The following is a 26347-nucleotide window of genomic DNA, read 5'->3' on the forward strand; positions in this document are numbered from 1 at the left end:
GCATGGAAACGGGGACGGCGGAGCCCGCAGGACCGGCGGGACAGGGGACGGAGCCGGTGTGGACCGGGCTGCCGCGCGGGCTGCTGAAGCTGCGGCGGCTCCTCCTGGTGGTCTGGCTGGTGCCGCTCGCGGCGGCCGTCGGCGTGCTGCTCGGCCTGTTCGCGGGCCCGGCCTGGGCCGCGTTCGCGCTGCTGCCGCTCGCCGTGGTGGCCTGGGGCTGGCCGCTGCTCGGCCGCAACTGGCGCTCGTGGCGGTACGCGGAGCGCGCCGACGACCTGCTCATCAGCCGGGGTGTGCTCTGGCGCGAGGAGACCGTCGTGCCGTACGGCAGGATGCAGCTCGTCGAGGTGACCTCGGGCCCCGTGGAGCGGCGCTTCGGGCTCGCGAGCGTCCAGCTGCACACCGCCGCGGCCGCCACCGACGCCCGCATCCCCGGCCTGCTCCCCGAGGAGGCCGAGCGGCTGCGGGACCGCCTCACCGAGCTCGGCGAGGCCCGATCGGCGGGACTGTGAGCGGGCCGCGGGAGGCGCCGGACGAAGCCGTGCCGCGCGAAGTTGCCGAGCGGCGGCTGCACCCCGTCACACCGCTGCGCCGCGCGTGGGCGCCCTTCGCGGTCCTCGTCGGCTGGGCGGTCCACGACCCGAACGGCACACAGCAGCGCCTCTCCGAGCTGACCGCCACCACCCTGCTCCTCGGCAGCGTCGCGGTGGTCGTGGGCGGCGCCCTCTACGGCTTCCTGAGCTGGTGGTTCACCCACTTCGCGGTCACCGACACCGAGTTGCGCATCCGCACCGGCCTGTTCTTCCGGCGCACCGCCCACATCCGCCTCGACCGGCTCCAGGCCGTCGACGTGACCCGGCCGCTGCTCGCCCGCGTCGCGGGAGTCGCCAAGCTCAAGCTGGACGTCGTCGGGGCGGAGAAGAAGGACGAGCTGGCCTATCTCGGCGAGCGGGACGCCACCGAGCTGCGGGCCGAACTCCTCGCGCGTGCCGCCGGTTTCGCCCCCGAGGAGGCCCGCGAGGTCGGCGAGGCGCCCGTGCGGGGCCTGCTGCACGTCCAGCCGCGCGTGCTCGCCCTCTCCCTGCTGCTGACCGGCGCCCCGTGGGCGCTGCTCCTCGCCGCGACCGTGGTGCCCGCCTTCCTCTGGTTCGCCACGCACAACGTCTGGACGGTCCTCGCGACCGCGCTCCCCATGCTGGGCGGCGCCTTCGCCGGCAGCGGCGGCCGCTTCATCAAGGAGTACGACTGGACGGTGGGCGAGTCCCCGGACGGCATCCGCATCGACCACGGACTGCTCGACAAGGCCCACGAGACCGTGCCGCCCGGCCGGGTGCAGACCGTCCACGTCGTGCAGCCGCTGCTGTGGCGGCGGATGGGCTGGGTGCGGGTCGAGCTGGACGTGGCGGGCTCGTCGAACAGCGTCCTGGTGCCGGTCGCGCCGCGGGAGCACGCCGAGGCGGTCATCGGGCGGGTCCTGCCGGGCGTGCGCGTGCCGGACGCGGCGGACCTCGTGCGGCCGCCCGCGCGCGCGGCGTGGTGCGTGCCGTTCTGGTGGAAGGGATACGGCCTGTCGGTCACCGACGACGTCTTCGCGGCCCGCCACGGACTGCTCAAGCGCCGCCTCTCGCTCGTGCCGCACGCCAAGGTGCAGAGCGTGCGGCTCTCCCAGGGGCCCTGGGAGCGCTACAAGGACGTGGCGGACGTACGGGTGGACACCGGCGCCAACAAGACGGTGACGGCCCGCCTGCGCCCCGCCACGGAGGCGTCGGCCCTCCTCAAGTCGCAGGCCGACCGCTCCCGGACGGGCCGCAGAGAGGCCGTCCCGGACCGCTGGATGGCATAAACCCGCAGGGGACCGGAGGAAGCGCTCCGGCAGGGGCGCGGGGAACTGCGCGACCAGCCACGCACAACCCGCAGCGGCGCATCCGACGCACGCCTGGCACGGGCGGGGATCGCCGGGCCCCCGGCCCGGCGTCCAGGACACCGCTCAACCACAGCGGAGCGTTACGCCCGCAGGGCCGTCCGCAGCTCCGCCACGTCGATCTGTTCCGTCTCGTCGTGGGCCGTCAGGTCGATGACCTGGCCGACGCCGTGCGCGGTGTCACCTTCGGGGGCGTCCTTGAACTCGCCCTCGGACTCCGCCTTGTGGACCGCGAGGGCCTCCTCGCCCACCACGTCGGCGAGGTCCTCGTTCTGCACGGACTCCAGCGCGGCCGGCGCCACGTTCTTCGTGCCGAAGAAGTCGAAACCGCCCTGGGGCACCGGGCGTCGGGCCTGCACGGGCGGCGCGACGGCGACCGCGCGCTCGTGCCCGGCATAACCATCGGCCGCCCCGGGCTTCCCCCGCGACTCGTCCTCCGCATCCGGAGCGGCCCCCGGCGTCGCTTCCGGTTCGGCCCGGGTCGCCGCGCGCGGGGCCATGCGGTCGAGCGCCGCGTTGGCCAGCTGGAACAGCGAGGGCGTGGGCGCCGCGCCCGGCCGGGCGGAGAGCTCGGCCGGCGCGGAGCTGTCCGTACGCGGGGCGGGTGTCTCCGTACGCGCGGTCGGCGTCTCCGTACGCGATGCCGGCACCGGTGCCCCAGCCCGTACCGCGGGCACGAGGTCCTCGGCGCTGGAGCCGGCGCCCGACGCAGGGCCGTTGTCCGAACCGGCTGCCGGCAGCGCGGGCGTCGAGGATTCCGGGGACGCCGGGGACGCCGGGGACGTCGCCTCTATGGCGAGCAGTCGCCTGCCCTCCAGGGCGCTGGCCCGCTCCGTCTCCGCGGTGGCGTACCGCCGCAGGAGCGCGGCGTGTTCGTTGCGCAGGGCGGCCAGCTCGGCGCGCTTGGCGCGCAGCTTCGTCTCCAGCTTGCCGCGCAGTTCGCGGGACTCCTCCAGGTCGGCCTCGGCCTCGGCTATCCGTTCCTCGTAACGCCACTCGTCGCTCGCGCGGGCCCGGCCGAGCTCGGCGACGCGCTTGCCGGCCGCCTGGTCCCAGCGGCGCATGACGACCGAGCCGACGACGGCGGCTGCAGCGGCTGCCGCGACGAGCCCGCGGAGCACGACCGGTTCCGCGAACATCCAGGCGCCGCCGGCGCAGAGAATCGATACGCCTGCGACCGTCGAGGGGGGAAGCAGCCTGTGCAGGGGTGGGGAATGGCGGTGACGTCCACGTGGCATGGCCAGAAACTTACCGCGCGTAGGCGAAGTATGGTGCCGCGCCCGGCAAAAAGCAGACATCACATTCATGACTCGGCCCCAACTCCCCGCCCGCCCCGCCCCTCTTCTTGATCAACTTCAGATCAGGTTCTTCGACTCCAGATACTCCTTGGCGACATCCGCTTCCTTCTGACGCTCCTCGTCGACCTTCCGGTTGAGTTCGATGAGGTCTTCCGTCGTGAGCGTCTTGGTCAGCTTCCCGAGCGCGGCGGCTATCTCCTTGTCGCCGGCCTCCTTGGCGTTCACCACGGGAAGGATGTTGTCCGCGTTCTGCAGCTTCTTGTCGTCTTCAAGGATGACGAGGTCGTAGTTCTTCAGCGTCGCGTCGGTCGTCGTGGTCAGCACCAACTGGTCCGTGCCGTTCTTCACTGCCTGCTTGGACTGTGTGGTGCCGACGCCCTTGGGATCGATTCCGGCGACGTCGATGCCGTACTTCTTCTTCAGCCCCGGCGCGCAGAACGGGCGGGACTCGCATTCGTCGCCCGCCGCGACCCTGACCTTCTCGCCCGACCTGCCGAGATCCGAGAGGGTCTTGAGCTTGTGCTTCTCCGCGTATTCCTTGGAGACCGCGAACGCGTTCTGGTCGACCGCCTCACCGGCCGGGAGCACCTTCAGACCTTGCGGCTCCGCGAGCTTCTCCAGAGCGCTCACCGTGGCGTCCAGATCACTGGAGGCGACGGGCTTCGCCTTCGGGCCGTTCTTCTCCAGGTTGAGGAATTCCGCGAGCGTCGCCGCGTATTCGGGCGCGATGTCGATCGTGCCCTTCTTCAGTTCGGGCTTGTAGATCTCGCGGTTCTGCACGGTCTTGACCTGCGTGTCATAACCGGCGTCCGCCAGCACGCCCGCATAGAGCTCGGCGAGCACCTTCTGCTCGGTGAACCGCGCGGCACCCACCACGAGCGAGCCCTTCTTGCCGTCGCCCGCCTTGTCCGCCCCCTTGCCGTCGTCCTCCAGGCTGTCCCCGCCGCACGCGGCGAGCCCCGCGGTCAGCGCCACGACGGCCGCGGCCGTCCCTGCCATCCGTCGCGCGCGACGCGTTGTGCTGTTCATCGGTGAACCACCATTTCGAAAGGAAGGAAGGTAAGGACGGAAGGCATCGGCGCGCGCTCCACCGCGGGCCCCGCCGCGCTACCGCCGCATCGGGTCGAAGAGGCGCCCGGCGACCACCAGGACCCCCTCCACGAGGAGCGCGAGCAGCGCCACGAGGAAGGCGCCCGCGACCACTTGCGGAGTGTTCTGCAGGTTGAACCCGGCCGTGATGATCCGGCCGAGGCCCCCCTCGCCCGCCATCGCGGCCAGCGTGGCCGTCGCGACGACCTGCACGCCGGCGGAGCGGATGCCGGTCATGACCATCGGATACGCGAGCGGCAGCTCGACCCGCGCGAACAGCTGACCACCACTCATGCCCATGCCCCGCGCGGCCTCCACCACGGACCGGTCCACCTCGCGCATCCCGAGATAGGCGTTGGTCAGCAGCGGCGGCACGGCGAACAGCACCAGCGCGATCAGCGTCGGCGCGTCGCCGTGCTCTCCGAGCGGGGTCAGCGTGAGCAGGATCAGCAGGGCGAGCGTGGGCACCGCGCGGCCCACGTTCGAGATGTTGACCGCGAGGGCGCCGCCCTTGCCGATGTGGCCCAGATACAGCGCGAGGGGCAGCGCGATGAGGCAGGCGACGGCGAGACAGACCCCGCTGAAGTACAGGTGCTCGGCGAGGCGATGCCACACGCCTTTCTCGCCCTGCCAGTTGGCGCCCGTGGTCAGCCAGTCGTACGCACCCGTGATCGCGTTCATACCGGCTCAGCCACCTTGGCCACGGCGGCCTTGCGGGCCGTCCTGCTCGTCCGTATTCGACGTCGACGGGGTCTCGTCCACGGGGTCAGCCACCGCTGGAGCCCGAGCAGCAGCAGGTCGGCGGTGACGGCGAGGAGGACGCAGAGCACCGATGCCGTGAGCACCTGGGCCTTGAAGGTCGTGTCGAGGCCGTCGAGGATGAGCGTGCCCAGGCCTCCGTAGTCCACGATGGCGCCGACGGTGGTCAGGGCGACCGTCGAGACCGTGGTGATGCGGACGCCGGCCAGCAGGGCGGGCAGCGCGAGCGGCAGCTCGACCTCCCACAGCAGCCTCAACGGGCCGTACCCCATGCCTTTCGCGGCGTCCCGCGCCTCGTCGGGCACGGCCTGGAGACCGGCCAGGATGTTCCGCACGAGGACCGTCAGCGAATACAGCACGAGGCCCGTGACGACCAGCGAGACGGAGAGCCCGAAGAAGGGCAGGAGCAGCGAGAACATCGCCAGCGAGGGGATCGAGTACAGCACGGTCGTCACGCCGAGGATCGGCCCCGAGAGGAACCGCCAGCGTCGCGCGAGGAGCGCGAGCGGCAGGGACACGGCGACGCCGATCGCCACGGCGGCGACGGTGATCCCCACGTGCTGAAGGGTCGCGTCGGTCAGCTCCTGGCTGCGGGTGCGGAGATACTCCCCGCAGATCCAGTCGTTCCTCACCAGACAGTTCTGCTCGGCCACGTGCCGCACCTCCCCCGAATCCCCGGACGTATGCCGCACACACGTCCCCCCGTGTCTGGCGACCCTAACGCGCGGCACCGACAATCGCAGAGACTCGTCGTACTGCCGCAACACGGCCGTCACGCACAGCCCGCCACCGCCGTCCACAATGGGGAACCATGATCCGGTTCGAGCACGTCACCAAGCGCTACGCGGACGGCACCACAGCCGTCGACGATCTGTCCTTCGAGGTCGCCGAGGGTGAACTGGTCACGCTCGTCGGCCCGTCGGGCTGCGGCAAGACGACGACGATGAAGATGGTGAACCGGCTCATCGAGCCGAGCGAGGGCCGGATATTCGTCGACGGCGACGACATATCCACCATCGACCCGGTCCAACTCCGGCGCCGCATCGGCTATGTGATCCAACAGGTGGGTCTCTTCCCGCACAAGACCGTGCTGGACAACACGGCGACGGTCCCGCACCTCCTCGGCGTCAAGCGCGGCAAGGCACGTGAGCGGGCCGCCGAACTCCTCGACCTGGTCGGCCTCGACCCCGCCGTCTTCGGCGACCGCTATCCCGAACAGCTCTCCGGCGGTCAGCGGCAACGCGTCGGCGTGGCCCGCGCCCTGGCGGCCGACCCGCCGGTGCTCCTGATGGACGAGCCGTTCGGCGCGGTCGACCCCGTGGTCCGCGAGCACCTGCAGAACGAGTTCCTCCGCCTCCAGCAGGCCGTGCGCAAGACCGTGCTCTTCGTCACGCACGACATCGAGGAGGCGGTCCGGCTCGGCGACCGCATCGCCGTCTACGGACAGGGCAGCATCGAGCAGTTCGACACCCCGTCGACGGTGCTCGGCGCCCCCGCGAACGACTACGTGGCGGACTTCGTCGGCGCGGACCGCGGCCTGAAGCGGCTCTCCGTGACACCGATCGAGGAGGGCGACCTGGAACAGCCCCCCGTGGTGCACCTCGACGACCCGCTGCCCAAGGAGCTCGACGCCCGCTGGGCCGTCGTCCTCGACGCCGAGAACAACCTGCACGGCTGGCTGTCGGCGGAGCACGCGCGCGTGGGGAGCGGCACGGTCCGCGAGCACGCCCGCCGCATGGAGGCGTGGCTCCCGGTCGGCGCGAGCCTGAAGCAGGCGTTCGCGACGATGCTGCAGCACGACGCGGGCTGGATCGCGGTCATCGACAAGGACAGCGAGGGACGCTTCCTGGGCGTGCTCACCCCGGCCCGGCTGCACGAGGCGCTGCGCCGCTCGACGGCGGCGGACGTGCGCGACATCGCGCGCGCGGAGGTCGAACTGGAGACGGTGGCGGCCATCGGCACGGTCTGATCCGCCCGCTGCCGATCCGGCCGTCAGCCGCCGCTCAGCCGCCCGCTCATCCACTGCAGCGTCGCGGGGATCTCCCTGCGCCACGTGTTGAAGTTGTGCCCACCGCTCTCCAGGGTGATCGACGAGACGCGCGTGGGCGCCTTCACCTTGTCGATGAACTTCAGGGTGTCGCGGTAGTTGTCCTCGCCCTTCTTGCTGCTGGTCACCAGGAGGGACGTCTTGGGCGCCGGCATGTGGTCGAGGTACCACATCAGGTCGGCGCGCCGCTCCAGCTCCTTGTCGCCGTGGAAGAGATCGCCGGTGGTGACGTCGATGGGCGCCTTGTAGTACGCGGACAGGCCCGCCCCCGCGCCGTACGCGTCGGGGTGGTGCACGGCGAGCTTCAGGGCGCAGTAGCCACCCGTGGAGTCACCGATGACGCCCCAGTTCTGCCCTTTGACGCCCACCCTGTAGTGGTCCGATATCGCCGCGGGCAGGTCCTTGGCGAAGAACGTCTCGGTCTGCGGCCCGCCGGGGACGTCCACGCACTCCGTGTCGCGCGGCGGCGCCACCGTCGGCCGCATCATGATCAGGATCATCGGCTGCATCTTGCCCTCGGAGGACAGCCTGTGGGCGGTCTGCGGGTAGTGGAGCCCTTTGATGAGCGCCTCGGCGGTGCCGGGGTAGCCGGTGAGCGCCACGGCCGCGGGGAACTTCCGGTCCTTGTACTGCGGCTGGAAGTACTCCGGCGGCAGGTAGACGTAGGCGGGGCTGGCTATCTTCGACTGCCGGCCGCTGACCTCGATCTTCTGGATCTGGCCGCCGGTCACGGTCCGGCTGCCGCCCGGCACGTTCACGGTCTGGGTGTCGACGACCTTGACGGGCCCTGCTCCTTTGGCCGGATCGTGGTCGACCACCAGGCCGGGCGCCGTCTCCTGGCCGAAGAGGTCGGCCCACGTGGCGTAGAAGCCGAAGGCCTGGTTGGCCGCGAGGCCCACCGACGCGAAGATCGCGACCTGGGTGGCGAGGAGCAGCCCGACGCGGCCGGTGATCGCCTTCCAGCTGCGGCGGGCGAGCCGCGGCCAGAGCCAGATCGTGCCGACGAAGAGCAGTACGGCCAGCAAGACCGCAAGGGCGAGTACCTTGTTGCTCGTGAGACCCATGAGGTGTTCTGCCTGCGCTTTCTACCTTTGCCGGGCACATGCCTCGGCTTGACCGGACCCGGGACCGGGCCTGCCGACGCGTGCCGGGGGCCTTGCCAGAGCTTTTCCAGCGGTTTCCGGTCGGGAATGAACCCGTCTACCCGAAGGACCGTCCTAGAGGGGGCAATGTTGCCGGATGCCTCTTTGGCACCGGGTTAAAGCTCTCTCGCAGAACTACGGGATGCGATGTCTGTCAGGATAGATGGGGAAATGTCGGGCGGGGTTCCGGGCAGTGAGGTGCGCCACCACGACAGCCGGCTCCGCCGGATACTGCGGGGGCCGCGCCCCGAGGCCGTGCCGGCCCTCGTGGCGAGAGCCTGCGCCCTCGTCGGCCTGCTCAACGTCGCGGCAGGTGTGTTCCCCCGCTTCCGGCACAGCCGCATGCACGCCATCGCCGAGGTGCTGCCCGGCGCTCTCGGCCCCTTCGCCGCCGCCCTCGCGCTGAGCTCCGGCATCCTGCTGCTGCTGCTCGCGCACGGCCTGCGGCGCCACAAGCGGCGGGCCTGGCGGGCCGCCGTGGTGCTGCTGCCCGCGGGTGCCGCGGCGCAGTTCGCGTACCGGCACTCGGTCGTCGGCGTCGTGATCTCGGTGGCCCTCCTGGCTCTCCTGCTGCGCCATCGGAGTGAGTTCACCGCCCTCCCCGACCCCCGCAGCCGCTGGCGGGCCCTGGCCAACTTCGTCCTCCTCGGTGCCGGATCGATTCTGCTGGGTCTGGTGATCGTCAGCGTGCACCCCGGGAAGGTCATCGGGGACCCGAGCATCACGGAGCGCCTGGAACACGTCCTCTACGGACTCTTCGGCTTCGAAGGACCCGTCGACTACTACGGACGCACGTCCTGGACGGTCGGTTTCTCCCTCGGCGCCCTCGGCATGCTGACCGCCCTCACCACCATCTACCTGGCCTTCCGCCCCGAGCACCCGGCCGCCAGGCTCACCGAGGACGACGAGACGAAGCTGCGCGCGCTGCTCGACAAGCACGGCGGCCGCGACTCCCTCGGCCACTTCGCGCTCCGCCGCGACAAGGCCGTCGTCTTCTCCCCCAGCGGCAAGGCCGCCGTCACCTACCGCGTCGTCTCCGGAGTGATGCTCGCCAGCGGCGACCCGATCGGCGACGTCGAGGCCTGGCCGGGCGCGATCGAGCGCTTCATGGACGAGGCGAAGGCCCACTCCTGGACGCCCGCCGTCATGGGCTGCTCCGAGACCGGCGGCGAGGTCTGGACCCGCGAGACCGGCCTCGACGCCCTCGAACTGGGTGACGAGGCGGTGGTGGACGTCGCGGATTTCTCCCTGTCCGGGCGTGCGATGCGCAACGTACGCCAGATGGTCAAGCGGATCGAGCGCAATGGCTACGAGACGCGCGTACGGCGCATCCGTGACCTGGGCGAACAGGAACTCACCAGGATCCAGCGCGCCGCCGACGACTGGCGCGGCACCGACACCGAGCGCGGCTTCTCCATGGCGCTCGGCCGCATCGGCGACCCGGACGACGGCGACTGCCTGATCGCCACCGCCCACAAGGCCGACGAGGAGCCGGGCCCCTACGGTGACCTGAAGGCTGTCCTCCACTTCGTCCCGTGGGGCAAGGACGGCGTCTCCCTGGACCTCATGCGCCGTGACCGCGCCGCCGACCCCGGCATGAACGAGCTGCTCATCGTCGCCGCCCTGCAGGCCGCCCCGAAGCTCGGCATCGCGCGCGTCTCCCTCAACTTCGCGATGTTCCGCGCGGCCCTCGCCCGCGGCGAGAAGATCGGCGCGGGCCCGGTCCTGCGCGCCTGGCGCGGCCTGCTGGTCTTCCTCTCCCGCTGGTTCCAGATCGAGTCCCTGTACAAGTTCAACGCGAAGTTCCGCCCCCGCTGGGAGCCCCGCTTCGTCGTCTACCGCTCCAGCAAGGACCTCCCCCGCATCGGCTTCGCCGCCATGCAGGCCGAGGGGTTCGTCACGCTCGCCCTCCCCCGCTTCCTGCGCAAGGGCACCCCGCAGCGCCGCCCCTGCCCGCACCAGAGCGCCGAACGCGAGATGCAGGCGGCGTAACACGTCACCGTCCGGGCCTAGGCTGGAGGTATGAGTACGTTGCGCGGGCGGGGATCGGTCCAGGGGCTGCCGGAGTGGGACCGCTGTGCGGTCATGGGCGTCGTGAACGTGACGCCGGACTCCTTCTCCGACGGCGGCCGCTGGTTCGACACGACGGCCGCCGTCAAGCACGGCATCGACCTGGTCGAGCAGGGCGCCGACCTCGTCGACGTCGGCGGCGAGTCCACCCGGCCCGGCGCCACCCGCGTCGACGAGGACGAGGAACTCAAGCGCGTCGTCCCCGTCGTGCGGGGCCTGACCGCCGAGGGCGTCACGGTCTCCGTGGACACCATGCGGGCCACCGTCGCCGAGCAGGCACTCGCCGCGGGCGCCGTCCTCGTCAACGACGTCAGCGGCGGCCTCGCCGACCCGCGCATGGTCCCCGCCGTCGCCGCCGCCGGAGCCCCCTTCGTCGTCATGCACTGGCGCGGCTTCCTCACCGACATCCACGCCAAGCCGGTCTACGAGGACGTGGTCTCCGAAGTCGTCGGCGAGCTCCACGCACGCGTGGCGGCAGCCATCGAGGGCGGCATCGCCCCCGAGCGCATCGTCGTCGACCCGGGCCTCGGCTTCTCCAAGGAGGCCGAACACGACCTGGCGCTCCTCGCCCGCCTGGACCGGCTGCGCGAGCTCGGCCACCCGATTTTGGTCGCCGCCTCCCGCAAACGTTTCCTCGGCCGTGTTCTCGCGGGCCCGGAGGGCGCCCCGCCGCCCGCCCGCGAGCGCGACGCCGCCACCGCCGCGGTCTCCGCCATCGCCGCCCACCAGGGCGCCTGGGCGGTCCGCGTGCACGAGGTGCGGGCGACGGCCGACGCGGTCCGTGTCGCCCGCGCCGTCACGGGCGCGGCGGGCGGCCACCGGTGACCCCGGCCGGCACCGACATCGAGCAGGTCGAGCGCGCCAACACCGCCTTCTACGAAGCGCTGGAACGCGGCGACTTCGACGAGCTGTCCGACCTCTGGCTGGACTCCGAGAGCACCACCGCGCACCCGGACGATGCCGACGGCGCCGACGGCCCGGAGGACGGAGAGGACGCGGCGGGCGACGCCGTCTCCTGCGTCCACCCCGGCTGGCCGGTCCTCACGGGCCGCGGCGAGGTCCTCAGGTCGTACGCCCTGATCATGGCGAACACGGAGTACATCCAGTTCTTCCTCACCGACCTGAAGGTCGGCGTGGCAGGCGACACCGCCCTGGTGACGTGCACCGAGAACATCCTCAGCGGCGGCCCGCCCCCCGAGGGCGGCGGCGAGCTCGGTCCGCTCGTCGGCCAGCTCGTGGTCGCCACGAATGTGTTCCGCCGCACACCCGACGGCTGGAAACTGTGGTCGCACCACGCGTCCCCGGTCCTGGCCGAAACCGACGACGAAGAGGACGACGAGACTCCGTCCTGAGTGGGTAGGCGCGGTTCGACAGGCGTACGACGCGGCGGCCGACGGGCCCCTCGGGCGAACACTGTCAGTGCTCGCAGGTAGATTCGAACGAGGCTGGTGTGCCGAACCGCACTCGGTGCAGGCCTGCCGATACCGACGATTGCAGGAGTGATTCGCGTGGATCGTGTCGCGCTGCGCGGCCTCAAGGCCCGCGGGCACCACGGTGTCTACCCGCGGGAGCGCGAAGAGGGCCAGACCTTCATCGTGGACCTGGTGCTCGGCCTGGACACGCGAGCGGCCGCGGCCGACGACGACCTGGCGAAGACCGTGCACTACGGCATCGTGGCCGAGGAGGTCGTGGCCGTCGTCGAGGGCGACCCCGTCGACCTCATCGAGACGCTCGCCGAGCGCATCGCCCAGGCGTGTCTGAAGCACGACGGAGTCCTGGAGGTCGAGGTGTGCGTGCACAAGCCCGACGCCCCGATCACCGTCCCGTTCGACGACGTGACCGTCACCATCACCCGGAGCCGAGTATGACTGCGCCCTTCAAAGCGGGTCAGAGCGACCCCACCGTCCAGCCGGTGCCCACCTCCGTGGTCGAACAGGTCGACGCGGCGGACAGCACCCTGTCCAATCCCAAGCGCGCCGTGATCTCCCTCGGCAGCAACCTCGGCAACCGCCTGGAGACGCTCCAGGGCGCCGTCGACGCCCTGGAGGACACCCCTGGCCTGCGGGTCAAGGCGGTCTCCCCGGTGTACGAGACCGAGCCCTGGGGCGTCGACCCGGGCAGCCAGCCCTCGTACTTCAACGCGGTCGTCGTGGTGAAGACCACCCTGCCGCCCGCCTCGCTCCTGGAGCGCGCGCAGGCCGTCGAGGAGGCCTTCCACCGCGTCCGCGACGAGCGCTGGGGCCCGCGCACGATCGACGTCGACATCGTGGCGTACGCCGACGTGGTCTCCGACGACCCGGCGCTCACGCTGCCCCACCCGCGCGCGCACGAGCGTGCCTTCGTCCTCGCCCCCTGGCACGACGTGGAGCCCGAGGCCCAGCTCACGGGCCGCGGCCCGGTGGCACACCTGCTGGCCGCGGTCACCCGCGACGGCGTCGCGCCCCGCGCCGACCTGGAACTCCGACTGCCCGAGTAGTCGTTAGAAGGCGGTCGAGGCAATCAAGCCGATGAAGGGTCATCCGTGAAGCAACTGCGCATCAGGACGCTGGCCGGCCTCTTTCTCGCGGCCGGAGTGCTGTCCTGGTCGGGCGCCCGCCTGTGGGACTCCGTCGGCACGCTGCCGCGCGTCCCGCTGGCCGCGCCCATCGTGCTCGCGGTCATCGCCGTCGTCCTGCTGTCGACGGCGCTCTCGCTGCGTTCACGCCTGCGTGCCCAGCGCGAGCGCCGTCCCGGCGCGAAGGGCGTGGATCCGATGATGGCCGCCCGCGCCGTGGTCTTCGGCCAGGCCAGCGCCCTGGTCGCGGCCCTCGTCGCCGGGATGTACGGCGGGACGGGCGTATTCCTGCTGGAGTACCTCGACATCCCGCCCCGCCGCGACCAGGCGATCTATGCCGGGCTCTCCGTCCTGATGGGCATCGCGGTGATAGCGGCCGCCTTCTTCATGGAGCGCGTCTGCAAGCTCCCCGATGACGACGACGAGAACGGGGAGGCGGCCCCGGCGGCGTAGGACGGCTGTTACAGCAGCGTGCCGCCCTCGACCTCCGTCTCCTCCAGGACGCGGCCCAGGCGTGCGAGGACGTCGGCGTCCAGCCGCACGTGCGCCGCCGCGAGGTTCTCCTCGATGTGCTTCGGCGTACGGCTGCCGGGAATCGGCACCACGTTCGGGTCCTGGTGCAGCAGCCAGGCCAGCGCCAGCTGCGCCGGGGTGATGCCGAGCTCCTCCGCGACGCCCCGCACGGGCGCGAAGCGGTCGTTGTTCGCCTTCAGGTTCGCCGCGTCGAAACGCGGTGCGTTCTGCCGGAAGTCGCCCTCCGCGACCCGGCCGACCGTGCCGGTCAGGAACCCGGCGCCCAGCGGCGACCACGGCACGAGCCCGACGCCCAGCTCACGCGCCGCCGCAAGCAGTTCGGGCTCGGCGGGCTTCCACATCGACCACTCGATCTGCACCGCCGCCACGGGGTGCACGGCGTGCGCCGCCCGCAGCTGGTCGGCCGTCACGTTCGAGAGCCCCAGGTGCCGCACGAGCCCCTCCCGGACCAGCTCGGCGACCGCCCCGACGGTGTCCTCCAGGGGCACCTGCGGGTCCGGGAAGTGCGGGTAATAGAGGTCGATGTAGTCCGTTTGCAGCCCCCGCAGGCTTGCCTCGGCATAGCCGCGTACGTGCTTGGGGTCGGCGTTGACCGCCAGCTCCCCGAAGGCGTATCCGATCGGGAAGGGGTGCGGCTCCACGCCCTCCGGCAGCCGGAAGCCGAACTTGGTGGCTATCGCGACCTGATCGCGGTGCCCTCTCAGGGCTCTGCCGATAAGCCGTTCGTTGTGCCCGTCGGCGCCGTACCCGTCGGAGGTGTCGATGATCGTGGCGCCCGCGTCGACCGCCGCGCGCAACGCCCGCTCGGCGCGCTCGTCATCGATCTCGCCGTACACCCCCGGGGAGAGCACCATCGCGCCATAGCCGAGGGCGGAGACCTCCAGACCACCGAGCTTGCGGAGGGGCAGGGACCGGTTGCTTGTCTCAGTCATGCCCCCAGTCTTTCGGCCGCTGCCCACGAGCGCCATCACTTTGATCCACAACACCCGCCCATGACGGGTGAGTTGAGAGGACCAGCCACATCCGGCCGGCTCAGCGAGCCATGATCAGGCTCATCGCCTCATTGCGCGTGGCCGGATCCCGCAACTGGCCGCGGACCGCGGAAGTGATCGTCTTCGCGCCCGGCTTGCGGACCCCGCGCATCGTCATGCACATGTGCTCGCACTCGACGACCACGATCACCCCGCGCGGCTCCAGTATCTGCATCAGGGAGTCCGCGATCTGCGTGGTCAGCCGCTCCTGGACCTGCGGTCGGCGCGCGTACACATCGACCAGGCGGGCCAGCTTCGACAGGCCGGTGATCTTGCCGTCGGTGGACGGGATGTACCCGACGTGCGCGACCCCGACGAACGGGACAAGATGATGTTCACAGGAACTCATGACCTCGATGTCCTTCACCAGGACCATCTCGTCGTGCCCCAGGTCGAACGTCGTCGTCAGGACGTCCTCGGGCTTCTGCCACAGCCCGGCGAATATTTCCCGGTAGGCCCGCGCCACACGGCCCGGGGTCTCTCGCAGGCCCTCGCGGTCGGGGTCCTCTCCCACGGCGATGAGGAGCTCACGCACGGCGTTCTCGGCCCGCTTCTCGTCGAACTCGCCGATCGAGCCCTCGCCGTCAAGCGTCACCGGGTCGGTCATGTTGTGCCTCGTTCCTGTGCGTCTCGCGCGGGCGTACGAAATCAGCCGCGCCCCCCAGGCTAGAACCAGGGGGGCGCGGCATCCATTCCGGGCCTGCTGAGGCGCGCGGGTCAGCTCTCGGGGCGGTCCTCCGGGGCCACCTCAAGGGACTTCTCCGTGCCGGAGGTCACCGTGGGGGTCGCACCGTTCGTCAGTGAGAGCTCCCGGGGGGAGAGCACCGGCGGGCGGGTCGAGGGCGTGCGCCGCGAGGAGCCGGTCCACGCCGGGCGGGCCGGGCGCTTCACGATGCCGGCGAAGATCTCGGCGATCTGCTCCTTGTTGAGCGTCTCCTTCTCAAGGAGCTGGAGGACCAGGTTGTCGAGGATGTCGCGGTTCTCGACCAGGATCTCCCAGGCCTCGTTGTGCGCGGTCTCGATGAGCTTCTTGACCTCTTCGTCGACCAGCGCGGCGACCTCTTCCGAGTAGTCCCGCTGGTGCGCCATCTCGCGCCCGAGGAACGGCTCGGTGTTGTCCCCGCCGAACTTGATCGCGCCGAGCCGCTCGGTCATGCCGTACTGCGTGACCATCGCGCGTGCGGTGGCCGTGGCCTTCTCGATGTCGTTCGCCGCGCCCGTCGTCGGGTCGTGGAAGACGAGCTCCTCGGCCGCGCGCCCGCCCAGCATGTACGCGAGCTGGTCGAGCATTTCGTTGCGCGTGGTGGAGTACTTGTCCTCTTCGGGCAGGACCATGGTGTAACCCAGGGCCCGGCCGCGGGACAGAATCGTGATCTTGTGGACCGGGTCCGAGTTCGGGGAAGCCGCCGCGACCAGGGCGTGTCCGCCCTCGTGGTACGCGGTGATCTTCTTCTCCTTGTCGGACATGATCCGGGTCCGCTTCTGCGGACCCGCCACGACACGGTCGATCGCCTCGTCCAGCGAGTGGTTGTCGATCAGCTTCTTGTCGCTGCGGGCGGTGAGCAGCGCGGCCTCGTTGAGGACGTTGCTCAGGTCGGCGCCGGTGAAGCCCGGCGTGCGGCGCGCGACCGCCGACAGGTCGACGTCCGGGGCGACCGGCTTGCCCTTCTGGTGAACCTTGAGGATCTCCAGACGGCCCTGCATGTCCGGGCGGTCGACGGCGATCTGCCGGTCGAAACGGCCGGGGCGCAGGAGCGCCGGGTCGAGGATGTCGGGCCGGTTCGTCGCGGCGATCAGGATGACGCCGCCCTTCACGTCGAAGCCGTCCATCTCGACGAGCAGCTGGTTCAGCGTCTGCTCGCGCTCGTCGTGGCCGCCGCCGAGACCGGCGCCGCGGTGACGACCCACCGCGTCGATCTCGTCGACGAAGACGATCGCCGGGGCGTTCGCCTTGGCCTGCTCGAAGAGGTCACGGACACGGGAGGCACCGACACCGACGAACATCTCGACGAAGTCGGAACCGGAGATCGAGTAGAACGGAACCCCGGCCTCACCGGCGACGGCGCGCGCGAGCAGCGTCTTGCCCGTACCGGGCGGGCCGTAGAGGAGCACGCCCTTGGGGATCTTGGCGCCGACGGCCTGGAACTTCGCCGGCTCCTGGAGGAACTCCTTGATCTCGTGGAGCTCCTCGACTGCCTCGTCGGACCCCGCCACGTCGGAGAAGGTCGTCTTCGGGGTGTCCTTGGTGATGAGCTTGGCCTTGGACTTCCCGAAGTTCATGACCCGGGAGCCGCCGCCCTGCATCTGGTTCATCAGGAACAGGAAGACGACGACGATGAGGACGAAGGGGAGCAGGGAGAGCAGGATGCCGACGAAGGGGTTCTGCTTCGACGGCGAGACGGTGTAACCGTCCGGGATGTCCTTCGTCTGGTACTTGGACTGCAGCGACTTGGCGATGTCGACGCCCTGGTCGCCGATGTAGCTCGCCTGGATCTTGCTGCTGTCCTTGACCTTCTGGCCGTCCTTGAGCTCGACCTTGATGATCTGCTCGTCACCGGTGGTGAGCTTGGCCGACTCGACCTTGTTGTCGTTGATCGCCTGGACGACCTGGCCGGTGTCCACCGTCTTGTAGCCACCGGACGAGCCGACGACCTGCATCAACACGACCACGGCAAGGACGGCCAGCACGATCCACATGACTGGCCCACGGAAGTATCGCTTCACGTCCATCCATACGGAGCGAAGACGCCCCGTCCCTCCTGCCATAGTGAGTTTGATAAAGACTGTTCTTCGGACGGTACCCCAGCATTGTGACCCGAAGCCGCCGGGGACGGCTGGCAATCCCGCCTTCGCATGCTTCAACGCCGGGAAACGGGTGAGGGTTCCCCGATGTCGTACGCAGGCCCGCGGAGTGCGCCCGCGGGACGTCAGCCGCCGTAGACGTGCGGGGCGAGCGTGCCGACGAACGGGAGGTTGCGGTACTTCTCCGCGAAGTCCAGGCCGTAGCCCACGACGAACTCGTTCGGGATGTCGAAGCCGATCCACTTCACGTCGATCGCGACCTTCGCGGCCTCCGGCTTGCGCAGCAGCGTGCACACCTCAAGGGAGGCGGGCTCGCGCGAGCCGAGGTTCGACAGGAGCCAGGACAGCGTCAGACCGGAGTCGATGATGTCCTCGACGATCAGGACGTGCTTGCCCTTGATGTCGGTGTCCAGGTCCTTGAGGATCCGCACGACGCCGGACGACTGGGTCCCCGCGCCGTACGACGACACGGCCATCCAGTCCATCGTGACGGGGGTGGACAGCGCGCGCGCCAGGTCCGCCATGACCATCACCGCGCCCTTGAGGACTCCGACGATCAGCAGGTCCTTGCCCGCGTACTCCGCGTCGATCTTCGCGGCCAGTTCGGCCAGCTTGGCGTCGATCTCTTCCTTGGTGATGAGCACCGACTTGAGGTCGGTGCCCATGTCTTTCGCGTCCACCCGCATCACTTTCGGTCGTCCCACCGGCCGACAGGGTCCCCAACGAACACGGGGCTCTCGTCAGCCTTGCCGGATCACCAGTCTGCCACCCTGGCGCTGAGCCACGACTTTGCCCGGGAGATTGATGACTCCCTGGCCCCGCCAGCCGGTGATCAGCCGGTCGACCTCTTCGATGTGCCGGGCGAACAGCGAACCGGCGGGCGCCCCCGCTTCGATGGCGGCCCGGCGCACGATGCGGCGGCGCACGGCGGGCGGCAGGGCGTAGAGCTTCGCGCACTCCAGGAGGCCGGCGGCGTCCCGGACGGTCGCCTCGGCCTGGGCGGCCCACGTGTCGAGCGCGTCGGCGTCGTCACGGGAGAGCTGGGCCGTCCGGGCGAGCGCCTCGACGACGCCCTTGCCGAGGGCCTTCTCCAGGGCGGGCAGGCCCTCGTGGCGCAGCCGGGAGCGGGTGTACGCCGGGTCGGCGTTGTGCGGGTCGTCCCAGACGGGCAGCGACTGCACCATGCAGGCCTTGCGGGCGGTCTGCCGGTCGATGTGCAGGAAGGGCCGGCGGTAACGGCCCGCGACCCCCGAGGTCGCGGCCATTCCGGACAGGGAGCGGATCCCGGAGCCGCGGGCGAGGCCGAGCAGCACGGTCTCCGCCTGGTCGTCGCGGGTGTGGCCGAGCAGGACGGCGGCTGCCGCGTGCCGCTCGGCGGCGGCGTCCAGGGCCGCGTACCGCGCGTCGCGGGCGGCGGCTTCCGGGCCGCCTTCGCGCCCGACGTCCACGGCGACGGACTCGACGGGGGTCAGGCCGAGGGCGGTGAGGCGCACGACGACCTCGGCGGCGCGCAGGTCGGAGCCGGGCTGCAGGCCGTGGTCGACGGTGACGCCGCCCGCGCGGATGCCGAGCTTGGGGGCTTCGAAGGCGAGCGCGGAGGCGAGCGCCATGGAGTCGGCGCCGCCGGAGCAGGCGACGAGCACGGTCGGTGGCGGGGCCTGCTCGTGCGGGGAGTGCGCGGGGTGTGGGGGGTCGGCTTCGGTGCTGCGCTGTACATCGGTCAGTACGTCGTGGAGTACGCGGCGGACCGCCAGGCGTATCGCTGCGACCGCAGGATGGGGACCCATGTCCGGTTCCCTTCGTGAAGTTCGGGGGGTGAGCTCGGACCAGTCACTCAGGACCCACCAGGGAGATCCGGTCCCACGCGGGGCCTTCTCTTCCTTGCGTTCGGTCACTCAGAGTGTGTCGATGGTGACAGAGCCGAGCCGTTACCCGAGCATTGCACGCCTACCCATCGCCCACGGTCCCTCGGACGGGTGATTGCGGGGGCGTTCTCCTGCCGGCGGCCGCAACCGGTTCCTCAGTCTCCCTTACGGTGCACCCTCGCGACCCAGTCCGCCGGTTTGGCGATCTCCGCCTTGGTGGGCAGCGTGTTCGGCGAGGTCCACACGCGGTTGAAGCCGTCCATGCCGACCTGCTCGACGACCGCGCGCACGAACCGCTCGCCGTCCCGGTACTGACGCAGCTTCGCGTCGAGGCCGAGGAGCTTGCGCAGGGCCTGGTCGAGGCGGCTCGCGCCGCGCGCCCGCCGCTGCTGGAACTTCTCGCGGATCTCGGCCACGGACGGCACCACGTCCGGGCCCACGCCGTCCATCACGAAGTCCGCGTGCCCCTCCAGGAGGGACATCACCGCCGTCAGGCGGGCGAGGATCTCGCGCTGGGCGGGGGTCTGCACCAGCTCGACGAGGGAGCGGCCCCCCTCGGCCTCTTCGCCCTCCGCGTCGGTGCGGCCGCCCGCGAGCGACTGGGCGGCCTCCCTGACGCGCTCCAGGACCGTCATCGGGTCGACCTCGGTCTCCCCGAGGAACGACTGGATCTCGCCTTCGAGGTGGTCGCGCAGCCAGGGCACGGCGGTGAACTGCGTGCGGTGCGTCTCCTCGTGCAGGCAGACCCAGAGGCGGAAGTCGTGCGGGTCCACGTCCAGCTCACGCTCGACATGCACGATGTTCGGCGCGACCAGGAGGAGGCGGCCGCCGCCGTTCGCCCCCGCGGGGAGGTCTCGGGTGGGTGGGGCGAAGGTCTCGTACTGGCCGAGGACGCGGGAGGCGAGGAAGGACAGGAGCATGCCCAGCTCCACGCCCGTCACCTTGCCGCCGACCGCGCCGAGCACGGCGCCGCCCGGGCTGCTGCCGCGCTTGTCCTGCATCTTGTCCAGGAGGGGCTTGAGGATCTCCCGGAAGCCCGCCACGTTGGCCCGGACCCAGCCCGCTCTGTCCACCACGAGGACCGGGGTGTCGTGGGTGTCCTCCGAGCCCATCCTCGTGAAGGAACGGACGTGCTCCTCCGAGGACTTGGCGTGCCGCCGGAGCTCGGCGACGACGGCTCGCGCCTCGTCCCGGCTCACTTCTGGGCCCGGCCTCACGAGGCGGGTCGCGGTCGCCACCGCGAGGTTCCAGTCGACCATCTCCGCACCACGGATGCTCGTCATGCGCTCAACGGTACGTGCTGGCTCCCTCTGGTGGAGGGGCTTGCACCCCCCGTCTTGCCCGGGGGCGGGCCCCTAGGGGGTGGAGGGGTGGGCGGTGGGGCGGGTTGTGCGGTTGTGTCCCGGGTGCGGGGCGGTCGTGGCTTGTCGCGCAGTTCCCCGCGCCACTGAGCTGTGCCTTGTCCCCTGCCGTCCGATGCGTCCCCTGCACCCGCCTGAGCGCGCCCACGCGGCGGAGCCGCACATGAACACAGCCCCGCGCCCCTGAGCTGTGCCTTGTCCCCCGCCGTCCGATGCGTCCCCTGCACCCGCCTGAGCGCGCCCACGCGGCGGAGCCGCACATGAACACAGCCCCGCGCCCCTGAGCCGCGCCTGCGGCCCGCCGCCCGTCACGCCCCCGTCGTGACGTCCGCGTCCTCAGCGGCAGCCGCAGTTCGCCACTGTGGAGGCCATGTGGTCCAGGGCCGATTGGGCTGCTTGGGGGTCCGTTGTGCCTGTGGTCATGAAGGCGAAGAGGAGGAGGCGGCCGTCGGCGTCGACGACTGTGCCCGCGAGGCTGTTCACGCCGGTCAGGGTGCCGGTTTTGGCGCGGACCAGGCCTGTGCCCGGGGAGTCCCTCGGGTAGCGGTCGACCAGCGTGCCGGTGAAGCCGGCCACCGGCAGGCCCGTCACCACGGAGCGCAGTTCGGGGCGGCCCGGGTCGGCGGCGTGGTCCAGGAGGGCCGCCAGGAGTTCGGCGGAGGCGCGGTCGGCGCGGTCCAGGCCGCTGCCGTCGGCGAATTCCGCCCCGGAGAGGGGGAGGTCCAGCTTCTGCAGGCGGGCCCGGACCGCCCTGCCCGCGCCGTCGAAGCTCGCCGGCTCCTTAGCCGCGACGGCCGTCTGGCGGGCCAGCGCCTCCGCGATGTCGTTGTCGCTGTGCGTCAGCATCCGTTCGACCAGCGAGGACAGCGGTGGTGACTCGACCTTCGCGAGGGACTCGGCGCGGTTCGAGGCCTTGGTGGGGGTGGGGGCGGCATCCGGGGCGGGCTCGGTCTTGATGCCCTCGTCCTTCAGGAAGCCCGCGAACTTCTTCGTGGCCTCGGCCGCCGGGTCCCCTGCGCGCGGGGCGGGCCCGCTGGAGGAGTCGTCCAGGCGGCCCTCGTCGGCCATCAGGGCGCTGACCGGCGTGATGTTCTCGTTGGGGCCGATGACGTGCTGCGGAGGGCCTGAGTACAGCGACGTGTCGTACGAGAGTTTGATCTTGTCGATGTCGCGGCTCTTGAGGGAGCGTGCCGTGTCCGCGGCGAGCCTGCGCAGGCTCGCCGCGGTGTCGGTGTAGCGGCCGTCCTTGCGGGCGGTGAGCGTGGGGTCGCCGCCGCCGACGAGGACCACGTCCGAGGAGTCGGGCTCCAGCACCGCTCTCGTGGCGATCCGGTGGTCCGGGCCCACCGCCGACAGCGCCGCCACCGCGGTCGCGATCTTGATCGTCGACGCGGGCGTCAGGCCGTCCCCGGCGTTCTTGCCGTACACCCGCTTGCCGGAGGCCGCGTCGAGGACGACGGCCGACCGCTTCGGGCCGAGCGCCGGGTCCTTCAGCAGCGGATCGAGGACCTCCGCGAGGGCGCGGTCCGTCGGCCTGGGGGCCGTGCCCGCGGGCGCGCCGAGGCCGGCGAGCACGGAGGGGGCGCTCGGCGCGGCTTCCGGTGCGCGTCCCGGCGCACCACCGGCGTGATCTGCGCCACCCCAGGCCTCCTGGGAAGCAGCCCGGTCCCGCTCCGCCGTACGCTGACCGGAGGAGTCCCAAGGGCCGGCCGCGGCCACCGCCCCGGCCGCGATGACCAGGCCGAAGGTGGCGGCACCAGCCGTGAGCTGCAAGGTCGTGAGCTTGCCGGAGAACCCGGCGAGCTTGTCGGCGGAAGGCTTGGACAGCTGTCTCAAAAGCTGTCGAGGCCGCTGCCAAGGCTTGAGCTCCGGCACGACGACCAGCCCCTTTCGCGATCACACATCTGCGTGAGGGACACTTAATCACCCGAAGTATGTGCTGATCATGGAGGAGCCACCCGTGGAGTTCGACGTCACCATCGAGATTCCGAAGGGTTCGCGGAACAAGTACGAGGTGGACCACGAGACCGGCCGGATCCGTCTGGACCGTCGCCTCTTCACGTCGACCAGCTACCCCGCGGACTACGGCTTCGTCGAGAACACCCTCGGCGAGGACGGTGACCCGCTGGACGCCCTGGTCATCCTGGACGAGCCGACCTTCCCCGGCTGCCTCATCAAGTGCCGCGCGATCGGCATGTTCCGGATGACCGACGAGGCGGGCGGCGACGACAAGCTGCTCTGCGTCCCGGCCTCGGACCCGCGCGTGGAGCACCTGCGGGACATCCACCACGTCTCCGAGTTCGACCGCCTGGAGATCCAGCACTTCTTCGAGGTCTACAAGGACCTGGAGCCCGGCAAGTCCGTCGAGGGTGCCGACTGGGTCGGCCGCACGGACGCTGAGGCCGAGATCGAGCGTTCCTACAAGCGCTTCAAGGACGAGGGCGGCCACTGAGCCAGTCGTTCCGGGCGGGCCGCGCGACCCCTGGTCACGCGGCCCGTTCGTGTATCTGTGCCCATACTGGCCATACGGAGGGTGCGTACGAGTCGTATGAGAAGTGAGGGCATCAGTGGCCGAGCAGGAGGCCGAGGGCCGGAAGCCTCAGTCGGACGAAGCCCGCAGCGCGTTCGCGCAGCCCAGCGGGGTGATGGCGCAACCACCGGCCCCTGAGGACGAGTCCCAGACGACATCCGAGTTCGCCATCCCCACGGGCCTCGCGACGCCGTCCTCGACGACTCAGGAGACGGACAAGTCGGCGTTCACCACGCCGCACACCTACAGCGCGCGGAACGCCCCACAGGCCTTCACGCCCGCGCAGGGCATACCCCTGGTGAAGCTCACCAAGGACGTGCCCTGGCAGGACCAGATGCGCACGATGCTGCGCATGCCGGTGACCGAGCGTCCCGCCACGGAGGCCGCGCAGAAGCAGGAGGACGAGGCCGGGCCCGCCGTGCCGCGCGTGCTCGACCTGACGCTCCGTATCGGCGAGCTGCTGCTGGCGGGCGGTGAGGGCGCCGAGGACGTGGAAGCGGCGATGTTCGCCGTCTGCCGCTCGTACGGCCTGGACCGCTGCGAGCCGAACGTGACGTTCACGCTCCTGTCGATCTCGCACCAGCCGTCGCTGGTGGACGACCCCGTCACGGCCTCCAGGACGGTGCGCCGCCGGGGCACGGACTACACGCGTCTGGCGGCGGTCTTCCACCTGGTGGACGACATCAGCGACCCCGAGATCGAGGTCTCCCTGGAGGAGGCCTACCGCCGTCTGGCGGGCATTCGGCGTAACCGTCACCCCTACCCCGGTTGGGCGCTCACGGCCGCCAGCGGCCTGCTCGCGGGCTCCGCGTCCGTGCTGGTCGGCGGTGGCGCGCTCGTCTTCCTGGTGGCCGCTGTCGGCGCGATGCTCGGCGACCGGCTCGCGTGGCTGTGCGCGGGGCGCGGGCTGCCGGAGTTCTACCAGTTCGTGGGCGCCGCGATGCCGCCCGCCGGGATGGGTGTGGCGCTCAGCTTCGTGCACACCGAGGCGTCGATGGCCTCGGCGGTGATCACGGGTGGGCTCTTCGCGCTGATCCCGGGGCGGGCCCTGGTGGCGGGCGTGCAGGACGGCCTGACCGGCTACTACATCACCGCTGCCGCACGCCTGCTGGAGGTCATGTACCTGATCGTGGGCATCGTCTGCGGCGTGCTGCTCGTGCTGTCGCTCGGCGTGATGCTCGACGCGACGAACCTGACTCCGGAGACGAAGTTCGGCGTGACGTCGTCGCGTCCTGTCATCCAGATCCTGGCGTCGATGGCGCTGAGTCTCGCCTTCGCGATCCTGCTCCAGCAGGAACGTAACACCGTGCTGATGGTGACCCTGAACGGCGGCGTCGCCTGGGTGATGTTCGGCGCTCTGGCACAGACCCCGCTGGAGCTCTCGCCCGTCGCGGCGACGGCCATCGCCGCCGGTCTGGTGGGCCTCTTCGGGCAGCTCTTCTCGCGCTACCGGTTCGCGTCGTCACTGCCTTACGTGACGGCTGCGATCGGCCCGCTGCTGCCCGGTAGCGCGACGTACTTCGGGCTGCTCGCCCTGGCGCAGAACGACCTCAACACGGGCATGAACTCGCTCACCAGGGCCGTCGCGACGGCGCTGGCCATCGCGATCGGCGTGAACCTGGGGAGCGAGGTCTCCCGGCTGATCCTGAAGGTCCCGGGGGCCGCGTCGGCGGCGAACCGCCGCGCGGCCAAGCGGACCAGGGGCTTCTAGGCGTACGTCTACGGAGAGGACGTCAGCGCTTCGCGTGGCGGCCGCGCTGGGACGGGGGCGTCGGGCCCTCGGCCGCCGCGGCCTTCTTGGACTTGCCGCGGGCCCGCAGGAACTCGATGGCGATCGGCACCACCGAGATGAGGACGATCAGGATGAGGATCGCCTCGATGTTCTTGTGCACGAACTCGATGTTGCCGAGCCAGGCGCCGAGCAGCGTGACGCCCGCGCCCCACAGGACACCGCCGATGATGTTGAACGTGATGAACGAGCGGTACCGCATGCCGGAGACGCCGGCGATGATCGGCGTGAACGTCCGCACGATCGGCACGAAGCGGGCCAGGACCAGGGACTTCGGGCCGTACTTCTCGAAGAAGTCGTGCGCCTTGACCACGTTCTCCTGCTTGAAGAGCTTGGAGTCCGGGCGGTTGAAGAGCGCGGGGCCGACCTTCTTGCCGAAGAGGTAGCCCGCCTGGTCGCCGAGGATCGCGGCGAGGCAGATCAGCAGGCAGGCCAGCCACAGCGGGGTGTCCAGCTTGTGCGTGGTGATCAGCAGGCCCGTGGTGAACAGCAGGGAGTCACCGGGCAGGAAGAAGCCGATCAGCAGGCCCGACTCGGCGAAGACGATCACCAGCAGGCCCCAGAGGCCGAACTGGTTGAGCAGGTAATCCGGATCCAACCAGCTTGGTCCGAGCGCAAGCGTCGTCACGGTTCCGGGCTCCTGAGGGTGAGGGGGCGGTGCGGCGGCGGGTGCAGCCGCCCAAAGTTATCAACGCCAGGCGCCCCGGCCGGGTTCCACTCCCCTTCTCGGCCCGCACTGTACGGAAACTGCAACCACTCCGCGCGCCCGTCACCCGCCGTCGCGTGCCGCGTTCGCCAGGATCGCGTCCCGCAGGTAGCCGGCGAGGCCGGGCCGGATCGCCTCGTAGAAGGCCGTGAACCGCTCGTCGGCGACGTACATCTCGCCGAGACAGGTGTGCATCTCGTGCGAGCACGTGTAGTGGTTCGCCGTGATGAAGCGGCGGTGCGCCTCCGCGGCGTCCATGGCCTCCCTGGAGTCCGCGGGGACGCCCCGGGCGAGCAGGTCGGCCACGCGCGCGTGGACCGCGTTGAGCTCGTCGTTGATCCGCTTCCAGTCGTCCTTCGTGTACGAGGCGGACCTGCGCTGCGACTCCCGGTAGGCCTCCGTGTCGCCCCAGCGCTGCTCGACCTCCTCCGCGTACTGCTCGGGGTCGTGGTCCCCGAAGGCCTCGAACTTCTCCTCGGGCGTGAGGTTGATGCCCATCTTCTTCGCCTCCATGGCGGTCTCGACGGCGGCGGCCATCTCCTGGAGCTTGTGGATCCGCGCCGTCAGCAGCTCGTGCTGACGGCGCAGGTGGACCCGCGGGTCCGCTTCCGGGTCGTCCAGGAGGGCCGCCACCTCGTCGAGGGGGAAGCCGAGCTCTCGGTAGAACAGGATCTGCTGCAGCCGGTCGAGGTCCGCGTCGCTGTAGCGCCGGTGTCCCGCGTGGCTGCGCCCGCCGGGCACGAGCAGGCCGATCTCGTCGTAGTGGTGCAGCGTGCGCACCGTCACTCCGGTGAAACCGGCGACCTGTCCCACGGAGTAAGCCATGGCCTCCGCCCTTCCTTTTTCGGT

At 70.8% G+C, this 26347-nt stretch carries 25 protein-coding genes; 11 read left to right on the forward strand and 14 right to left on the reverse strand.

Annotation, left to right across the window (positions count from 1 at the left end):
• The first annotated feature begins 2 nt into the window (after positions 1-2).
• Both AB0H82_RS27380 and AB0H82_RS27385 read left to right on the forward strand, forming a co-directional pair.
• Entirely contained in the window at positions 3-512 is a 510-nt protein-coding gene (locus AB0H82_RS27380; protein ID WP_362997219.1) for a PH domain-containing protein, read from the forward strand.
• Positions 509-1843 (forward strand): PH domain-containing protein, encoded by a 1335-nt coding sequence (locus AB0H82_RS27385; RefSeq protein WP_362997221.1) that lies wholly within the window; start codon positions 509-511, stop codon positions 1841-1843. Before AB0H82_RS27380 ends, AB0H82_RS27385 begins: the two co-directional genes overlap by 4 nt.
• 161 nt (positions 1844-2004) lie before the next feature.
• Here the strand turns inward: AB0H82_RS27385 and AB0H82_RS27390 are convergent, their stop codons facing one another.
• The 4 genes from AB0H82_RS27390 to AB0H82_RS27405 form a co-directional block, all read right to left on the reverse strand.
• Entirely contained in the window at positions 2005-3159 is a 1155-nt protein-coding gene (locus tag AB0H82_RS27390; protein ID WP_362997223.1) for a hypothetical protein, read from the reverse strand.
• A gap of 117 nt (positions 3160-3276) precedes the next feature.
• Entirely contained in the window at positions 3277-4248 is a 972-nt protein-coding gene (locus AB0H82_RS27395; RefSeq protein ID WP_362997225.1) for an ABC transporter substrate-binding protein, read from the reverse strand.
• A gap of 78 nt (positions 4249-4326) precedes the next feature.
• Positions 4327-4989 carry an ABC transporter permease gene (locus AB0H82_RS27400; RefSeq protein WP_362997227.1) on the reverse strand — a complete coding sequence of 221 codons (663 nt, stop codon included), beginning with the start codon at positions 4987-4989 and terminating at the stop codon, positions 4327-4329.
• Complete coding sequence (locus AB0H82_RS27405) at positions 4986-5720, reverse strand: ABC transporter permease (protein WP_362997229.1); 735 nt, start codon at positions 5718-5720, stop codon at positions 4986-4988. Before AB0H82_RS27405 ends, AB0H82_RS27400 begins: the two co-directional genes overlap by 4 nt.
• Positions 5721-5878: 158 nt before the next feature.
• On the opposite strand from AB0H82_RS27405, the gene AB0H82_RS27410 reads away from it, so the two are divergent.
• On the forward strand, positions 5879-7036 hold the full coding sequence (locus AB0H82_RS27410; protein ID WP_362997231.1) for a betaine/proline/choline family ABC transporter ATP-binding protein: 1158 nt from the start codon (positions 5879-5881) through the stop codon (positions 7034-7036).
• Positions 7037-7059: 23 nt separating this feature from the next.
• On the opposite strand, the gene AB0H82_RS27415 is transcribed toward AB0H82_RS27410, so the two are convergent.
• Positions 7060-8178: an alpha/beta hydrolase-fold protein gene (locus AB0H82_RS27415; protein ID WP_362997233.1), complete on the reverse strand. Its 1119-nt coding sequence runs from the start codon at positions 8176-8178 to the stop codon at positions 7060-7062.
• 249 nt (positions 8179-8427) lie between these two features.
• Between AB0H82_RS27415 and AB0H82_RS27420 the strand changes: the two genes are divergently transcribed.
• From AB0H82_RS27420 to AB0H82_RS27445, 6 genes are all read left to right on the forward strand, one after another.
• Complete coding sequence (locus AB0H82_RS27420; RefSeq protein WP_362997235.1) at positions 8428-10248, forward strand: phosphatidylglycerol lysyltransferase domain-containing protein; 1821 nt, start codon at positions 8428-8430, stop codon at positions 10246-10248.
• Between the two features lie 30 nt (positions 10249-10278).
• A complete protein-coding gene (gene folP / locus AB0H82_RS27425; protein ID WP_362997237.1) occupies positions 10279-11151 on the forward strand; it encodes a dihydropteroate synthase in 873 nt (290 codons plus the stop codon).
• A complete protein-coding gene (locus tag AB0H82_RS27430; protein ID WP_362997239.1) occupies positions 11148-11678 on the forward strand; it encodes a nuclear transport factor 2 family protein in 531 nt (176 codons plus the stop codon). The genes folP and AB0H82_RS27430 overlap by 4 nt, the downstream gene beginning before the upstream one ends.
• 156 nt (positions 11679-11834) lie before the next feature.
• The gene (gene folB / locus AB0H82_RS27435) at positions 11835-12194 is read left to right on the forward strand and encodes a dihydroneopterin aldolase (protein WP_062771561.1); all 360 of its coding nucleotides are present in this window, start codon (positions 11835-11837) and stop codon (positions 12192-12194) included.
• Positions 12191-12802: a 2-amino-4-hydroxy-6-hydroxymethyldihydropteridine diphosphokinase gene (gene folK, locus AB0H82_RS27440; protein ID WP_362997241.1), complete on the forward strand. Its 612-nt coding sequence runs from the start codon at positions 12191-12193 to the stop codon at positions 12800-12802. Before folB ends, folK begins: the two co-directional genes overlap by 4 nt.
• A gap of 45 nt (positions 12803-12847) precedes the next feature.
• Positions 12848-13333 (forward strand): DUF3180 domain-containing protein, encoded by a 486-nt coding sequence (locus AB0H82_RS27445; protein ID WP_362997243.1) that lies wholly within the window; start codon positions 12848-12850, stop codon positions 13331-13333.
• An 8-nt stretch (positions 13334-13341) separates the two neighbouring features.
• On the opposite strand, the gene AB0H82_RS27450 is transcribed toward AB0H82_RS27445, so the two are convergent.
• From AB0H82_RS27450 to dacB, 7 genes are all read right to left on the reverse strand, one after another.
• Positions 13342-14346 (reverse strand): aldo/keto reductase, encoded by a 1005-nt coding sequence (locus AB0H82_RS27450; protein WP_362997245.1) that lies wholly within the window; start codon positions 14344-14346, stop codon positions 13342-13344.
• Between the two features lie 100 nt (positions 14347-14446).
• Positions 14447-15052, reverse strand: a complete 606-nt coding sequence (gene folE, locus AB0H82_RS27455) for a GTP cyclohydrolase I FolE (RefSeq protein ID WP_362997247.1) — start codon at positions 15050-15052, stop codon at positions 14447-14449.
• A 110-nt stretch (positions 15053-15162) separates the two neighbouring features.
• Complete coding sequence (gene ftsH / locus AB0H82_RS27460) at positions 15163-17175, reverse strand: ATP-dependent zinc metalloprotease FtsH (RefSeq protein WP_362997249.1); 2013 nt, start codon at positions 17173-17175, stop codon at positions 15163-15165.
• A 197-nt stretch (positions 17176-17372) separates the two neighbouring features.
• Entirely contained in the window at positions 17373-17933 is a 561-nt protein-coding gene (hpt, locus tag AB0H82_RS27465) for a hypoxanthine phosphoribosyltransferase (RefSeq protein WP_030785774.1), read from the reverse strand.
• Positions 17934-17987: 54 nt separating this feature from the next.
• Positions 17988-19034, reverse strand: coding sequence for a tRNA lysidine(34) synthetase TilS (tilS, locus tag AB0H82_RS27470; RefSeq protein ID WP_362997251.1), 1047 nt, complete (start codon positions 19032-19034; stop codon positions 17988-17990).
• A gap of 233 nt (positions 19035-19267) precedes the next feature.
• Positions 19268-20395, reverse strand: coding sequence for a zinc-dependent metalloprotease (locus AB0H82_RS27475; RefSeq protein ID WP_362997253.1), 1128 nt, complete (start codon positions 20393-20395; stop codon positions 19268-19270).
• Between the two features lie 414 nt (positions 20396-20809).
• Positions 20810-22300 carry a D-alanyl-D-alanine carboxypeptidase/D-alanyl-D-alanine-endopeptidase gene (gene dacB, locus AB0H82_RS27480; protein ID WP_362997297.1) on the reverse strand — a complete coding sequence of 497 codons (1491 nt, stop codon included), beginning with the start codon at positions 22298-22300 and terminating at the stop codon, positions 20810-20812.
• 133 nt (positions 22301-22433) lie between these two features.
• On the opposite strand from dacB, the gene AB0H82_RS27485 reads away from it, so the two are divergent.
• Positions 22434-22925 carry an inorganic diphosphatase gene (locus AB0H82_RS27485; protein ID WP_055568469.1) on the forward strand — a complete coding sequence of 164 codons (492 nt, stop codon included), beginning with the start codon at positions 22434-22436 and terminating at the stop codon, positions 22923-22925.
• A gap of 115 nt (positions 22926-23040) precedes the next feature.
• Positions 23041-24714, forward strand: a complete 1674-nt coding sequence (locus tag AB0H82_RS27490) for a threonine/serine exporter family protein (protein ID WP_362997255.1) — start codon at positions 23041-23043, stop codon at positions 24712-24714.
• 22 nt (positions 24715-24736) lie between these two features.
• Here the strand turns inward: AB0H82_RS27490 and AB0H82_RS27495 are convergent, their stop codons facing one another.
• Entirely contained in the window at positions 24737-25420 is a 684-nt protein-coding gene (locus AB0H82_RS27495) for a VTT domain-containing protein (RefSeq protein ID WP_362997257.1), read from the reverse strand.
• Positions 25421-25561: 141 nt separating this feature from the next.
• Complete coding sequence (locus tag AB0H82_RS27500) at positions 25562-26323, reverse strand: MerR family transcriptional regulator (RefSeq protein WP_362997259.1); 762 nt, start codon at positions 26321-26323, stop codon at positions 25562-25564.
• Positions 26324-26347: the final 24 nt, after the last annotated feature.

The sequence above is a fragment of the Streptomyces sp. NPDC050732 genome, from assembly GCF_040654255.1.
In the GTDB taxonomy this organism is placed as follows: domain Bacteria; phylum Actinomycetota; class Actinomycetes; order Streptomycetales; family Streptomycetaceae; genus Streptomyces.

What these genes read in the sequence shown, in the direction of transcription:
- AB0H82_RS27380 (WP_362997219.1), top strand. Translation starts at nt 3, where the DNA reads ATGGAAACGGGGACGGCGGAGCCCGCAGGACCGGCGGGACAGGGGACG.
- AB0H82_RS27390 (WP_362997223.1), bottom strand. Translation starts at nt 3,159, where the DNA reads ATGCCACGTGGACGTCACCGCCATTCCCCACCCCTGCACAGGCTGCTT.
- AB0H82_RS27395 (WP_362997225.1), bottom strand. Translation starts at nt 4,248, where the DNA reads ATGAACAGCACAACGCGTCGCGCGCGACGGATGGCAGGGACGGCCGCG.
- AB0H82_RS27400 (WP_362997227.1), bottom strand. Translation starts at nt 4,989, where the DNA reads ATGAACGCGATCACGGGTGCGTACGACTGGCTGACCACGGGCGCCAAC.
- AB0H82_RS27410 (WP_362997231.1), top strand. Translation starts at nt 5,879, where the DNA reads ATGATCCGGTTCGAGCACGTCACCAAGCGCTACGCGGACGGCACCACA.
- AB0H82_RS27415 (WP_362997233.1), bottom strand. Translation starts at nt 8,178, where the DNA reads ATGGGTCTCACGAGCAACAAGGTACTCGCCCTTGCGGTCTTGCTGGCC.
- AB0H82_RS27420 (WP_362997235.1), top strand. Translation starts at nt 8,428, where the DNA reads ATGTCGGGCGGGGTTCCGGGCAGTGAGGTGCGCCACCACGACAGCCGG.
- folP (WP_362997237.1), top strand. Translation starts at nt 10,279, where the DNA reads ATGAGTACGTTGCGCGGGCGGGGATCGGTCCAGGGGCTGCCGGAGTGG.
- folK (WP_362997241.1), top strand. Translation starts at nt 12,191, where the DNA reads ATGACTGCGCCCTTCAAAGCGGGTCAGAGCGACCCCACCGTCCAGCCG.
- AB0H82_RS27450 (WP_362997245.1), bottom strand. Translation starts at nt 14,346, where the DNA reads ATGACTGAGACAAGCAACCGGTCCCTGCCCCTCCGCAAGCTCGGTGGT.
- folE (WP_362997247.1), bottom strand. Translation starts at nt 15,052, where the DNA reads ATGACCGACCCGGTGACGCTTGACGGCGAGGGCTCGATCGGCGAGTTC.
- ftsH (WP_362997249.1), bottom strand. Translation starts at nt 17,175, where the DNA reads ATGGACGTGAAGCGATACTTCCGTGGGCCAGTCATGTGGATCGTGCTG.
- hpt (WP_030785774.1), bottom strand. Translation starts at nt 17,933, where the DNA reads ATGCGGGTGGACGCGAAAGACATGGGCACCGACCTCAAGTCGGTGCTC.
- tilS (WP_362997251.1), bottom strand. Translation starts at nt 19,034, where the DNA reads ATGGGTCCCCATCCTGCGGTCGCAGCGATACGCCTGGCGGTCCGCCGC.
- AB0H82_RS27475 (WP_362997253.1), bottom strand. Translation starts at nt 20,395, where the DNA reads ATGACGAGCATCCGTGGTGCGGAGATGGTCGACTGGAACCTCGCGGTG.
- AB0H82_RS27500 (WP_362997259.1), bottom strand. Translation starts at nt 26,323, where the DNA reads ATGGCTTACTCCGTGGGACAGGTCGCCGGTTTCACCGGAGTGACGGTG.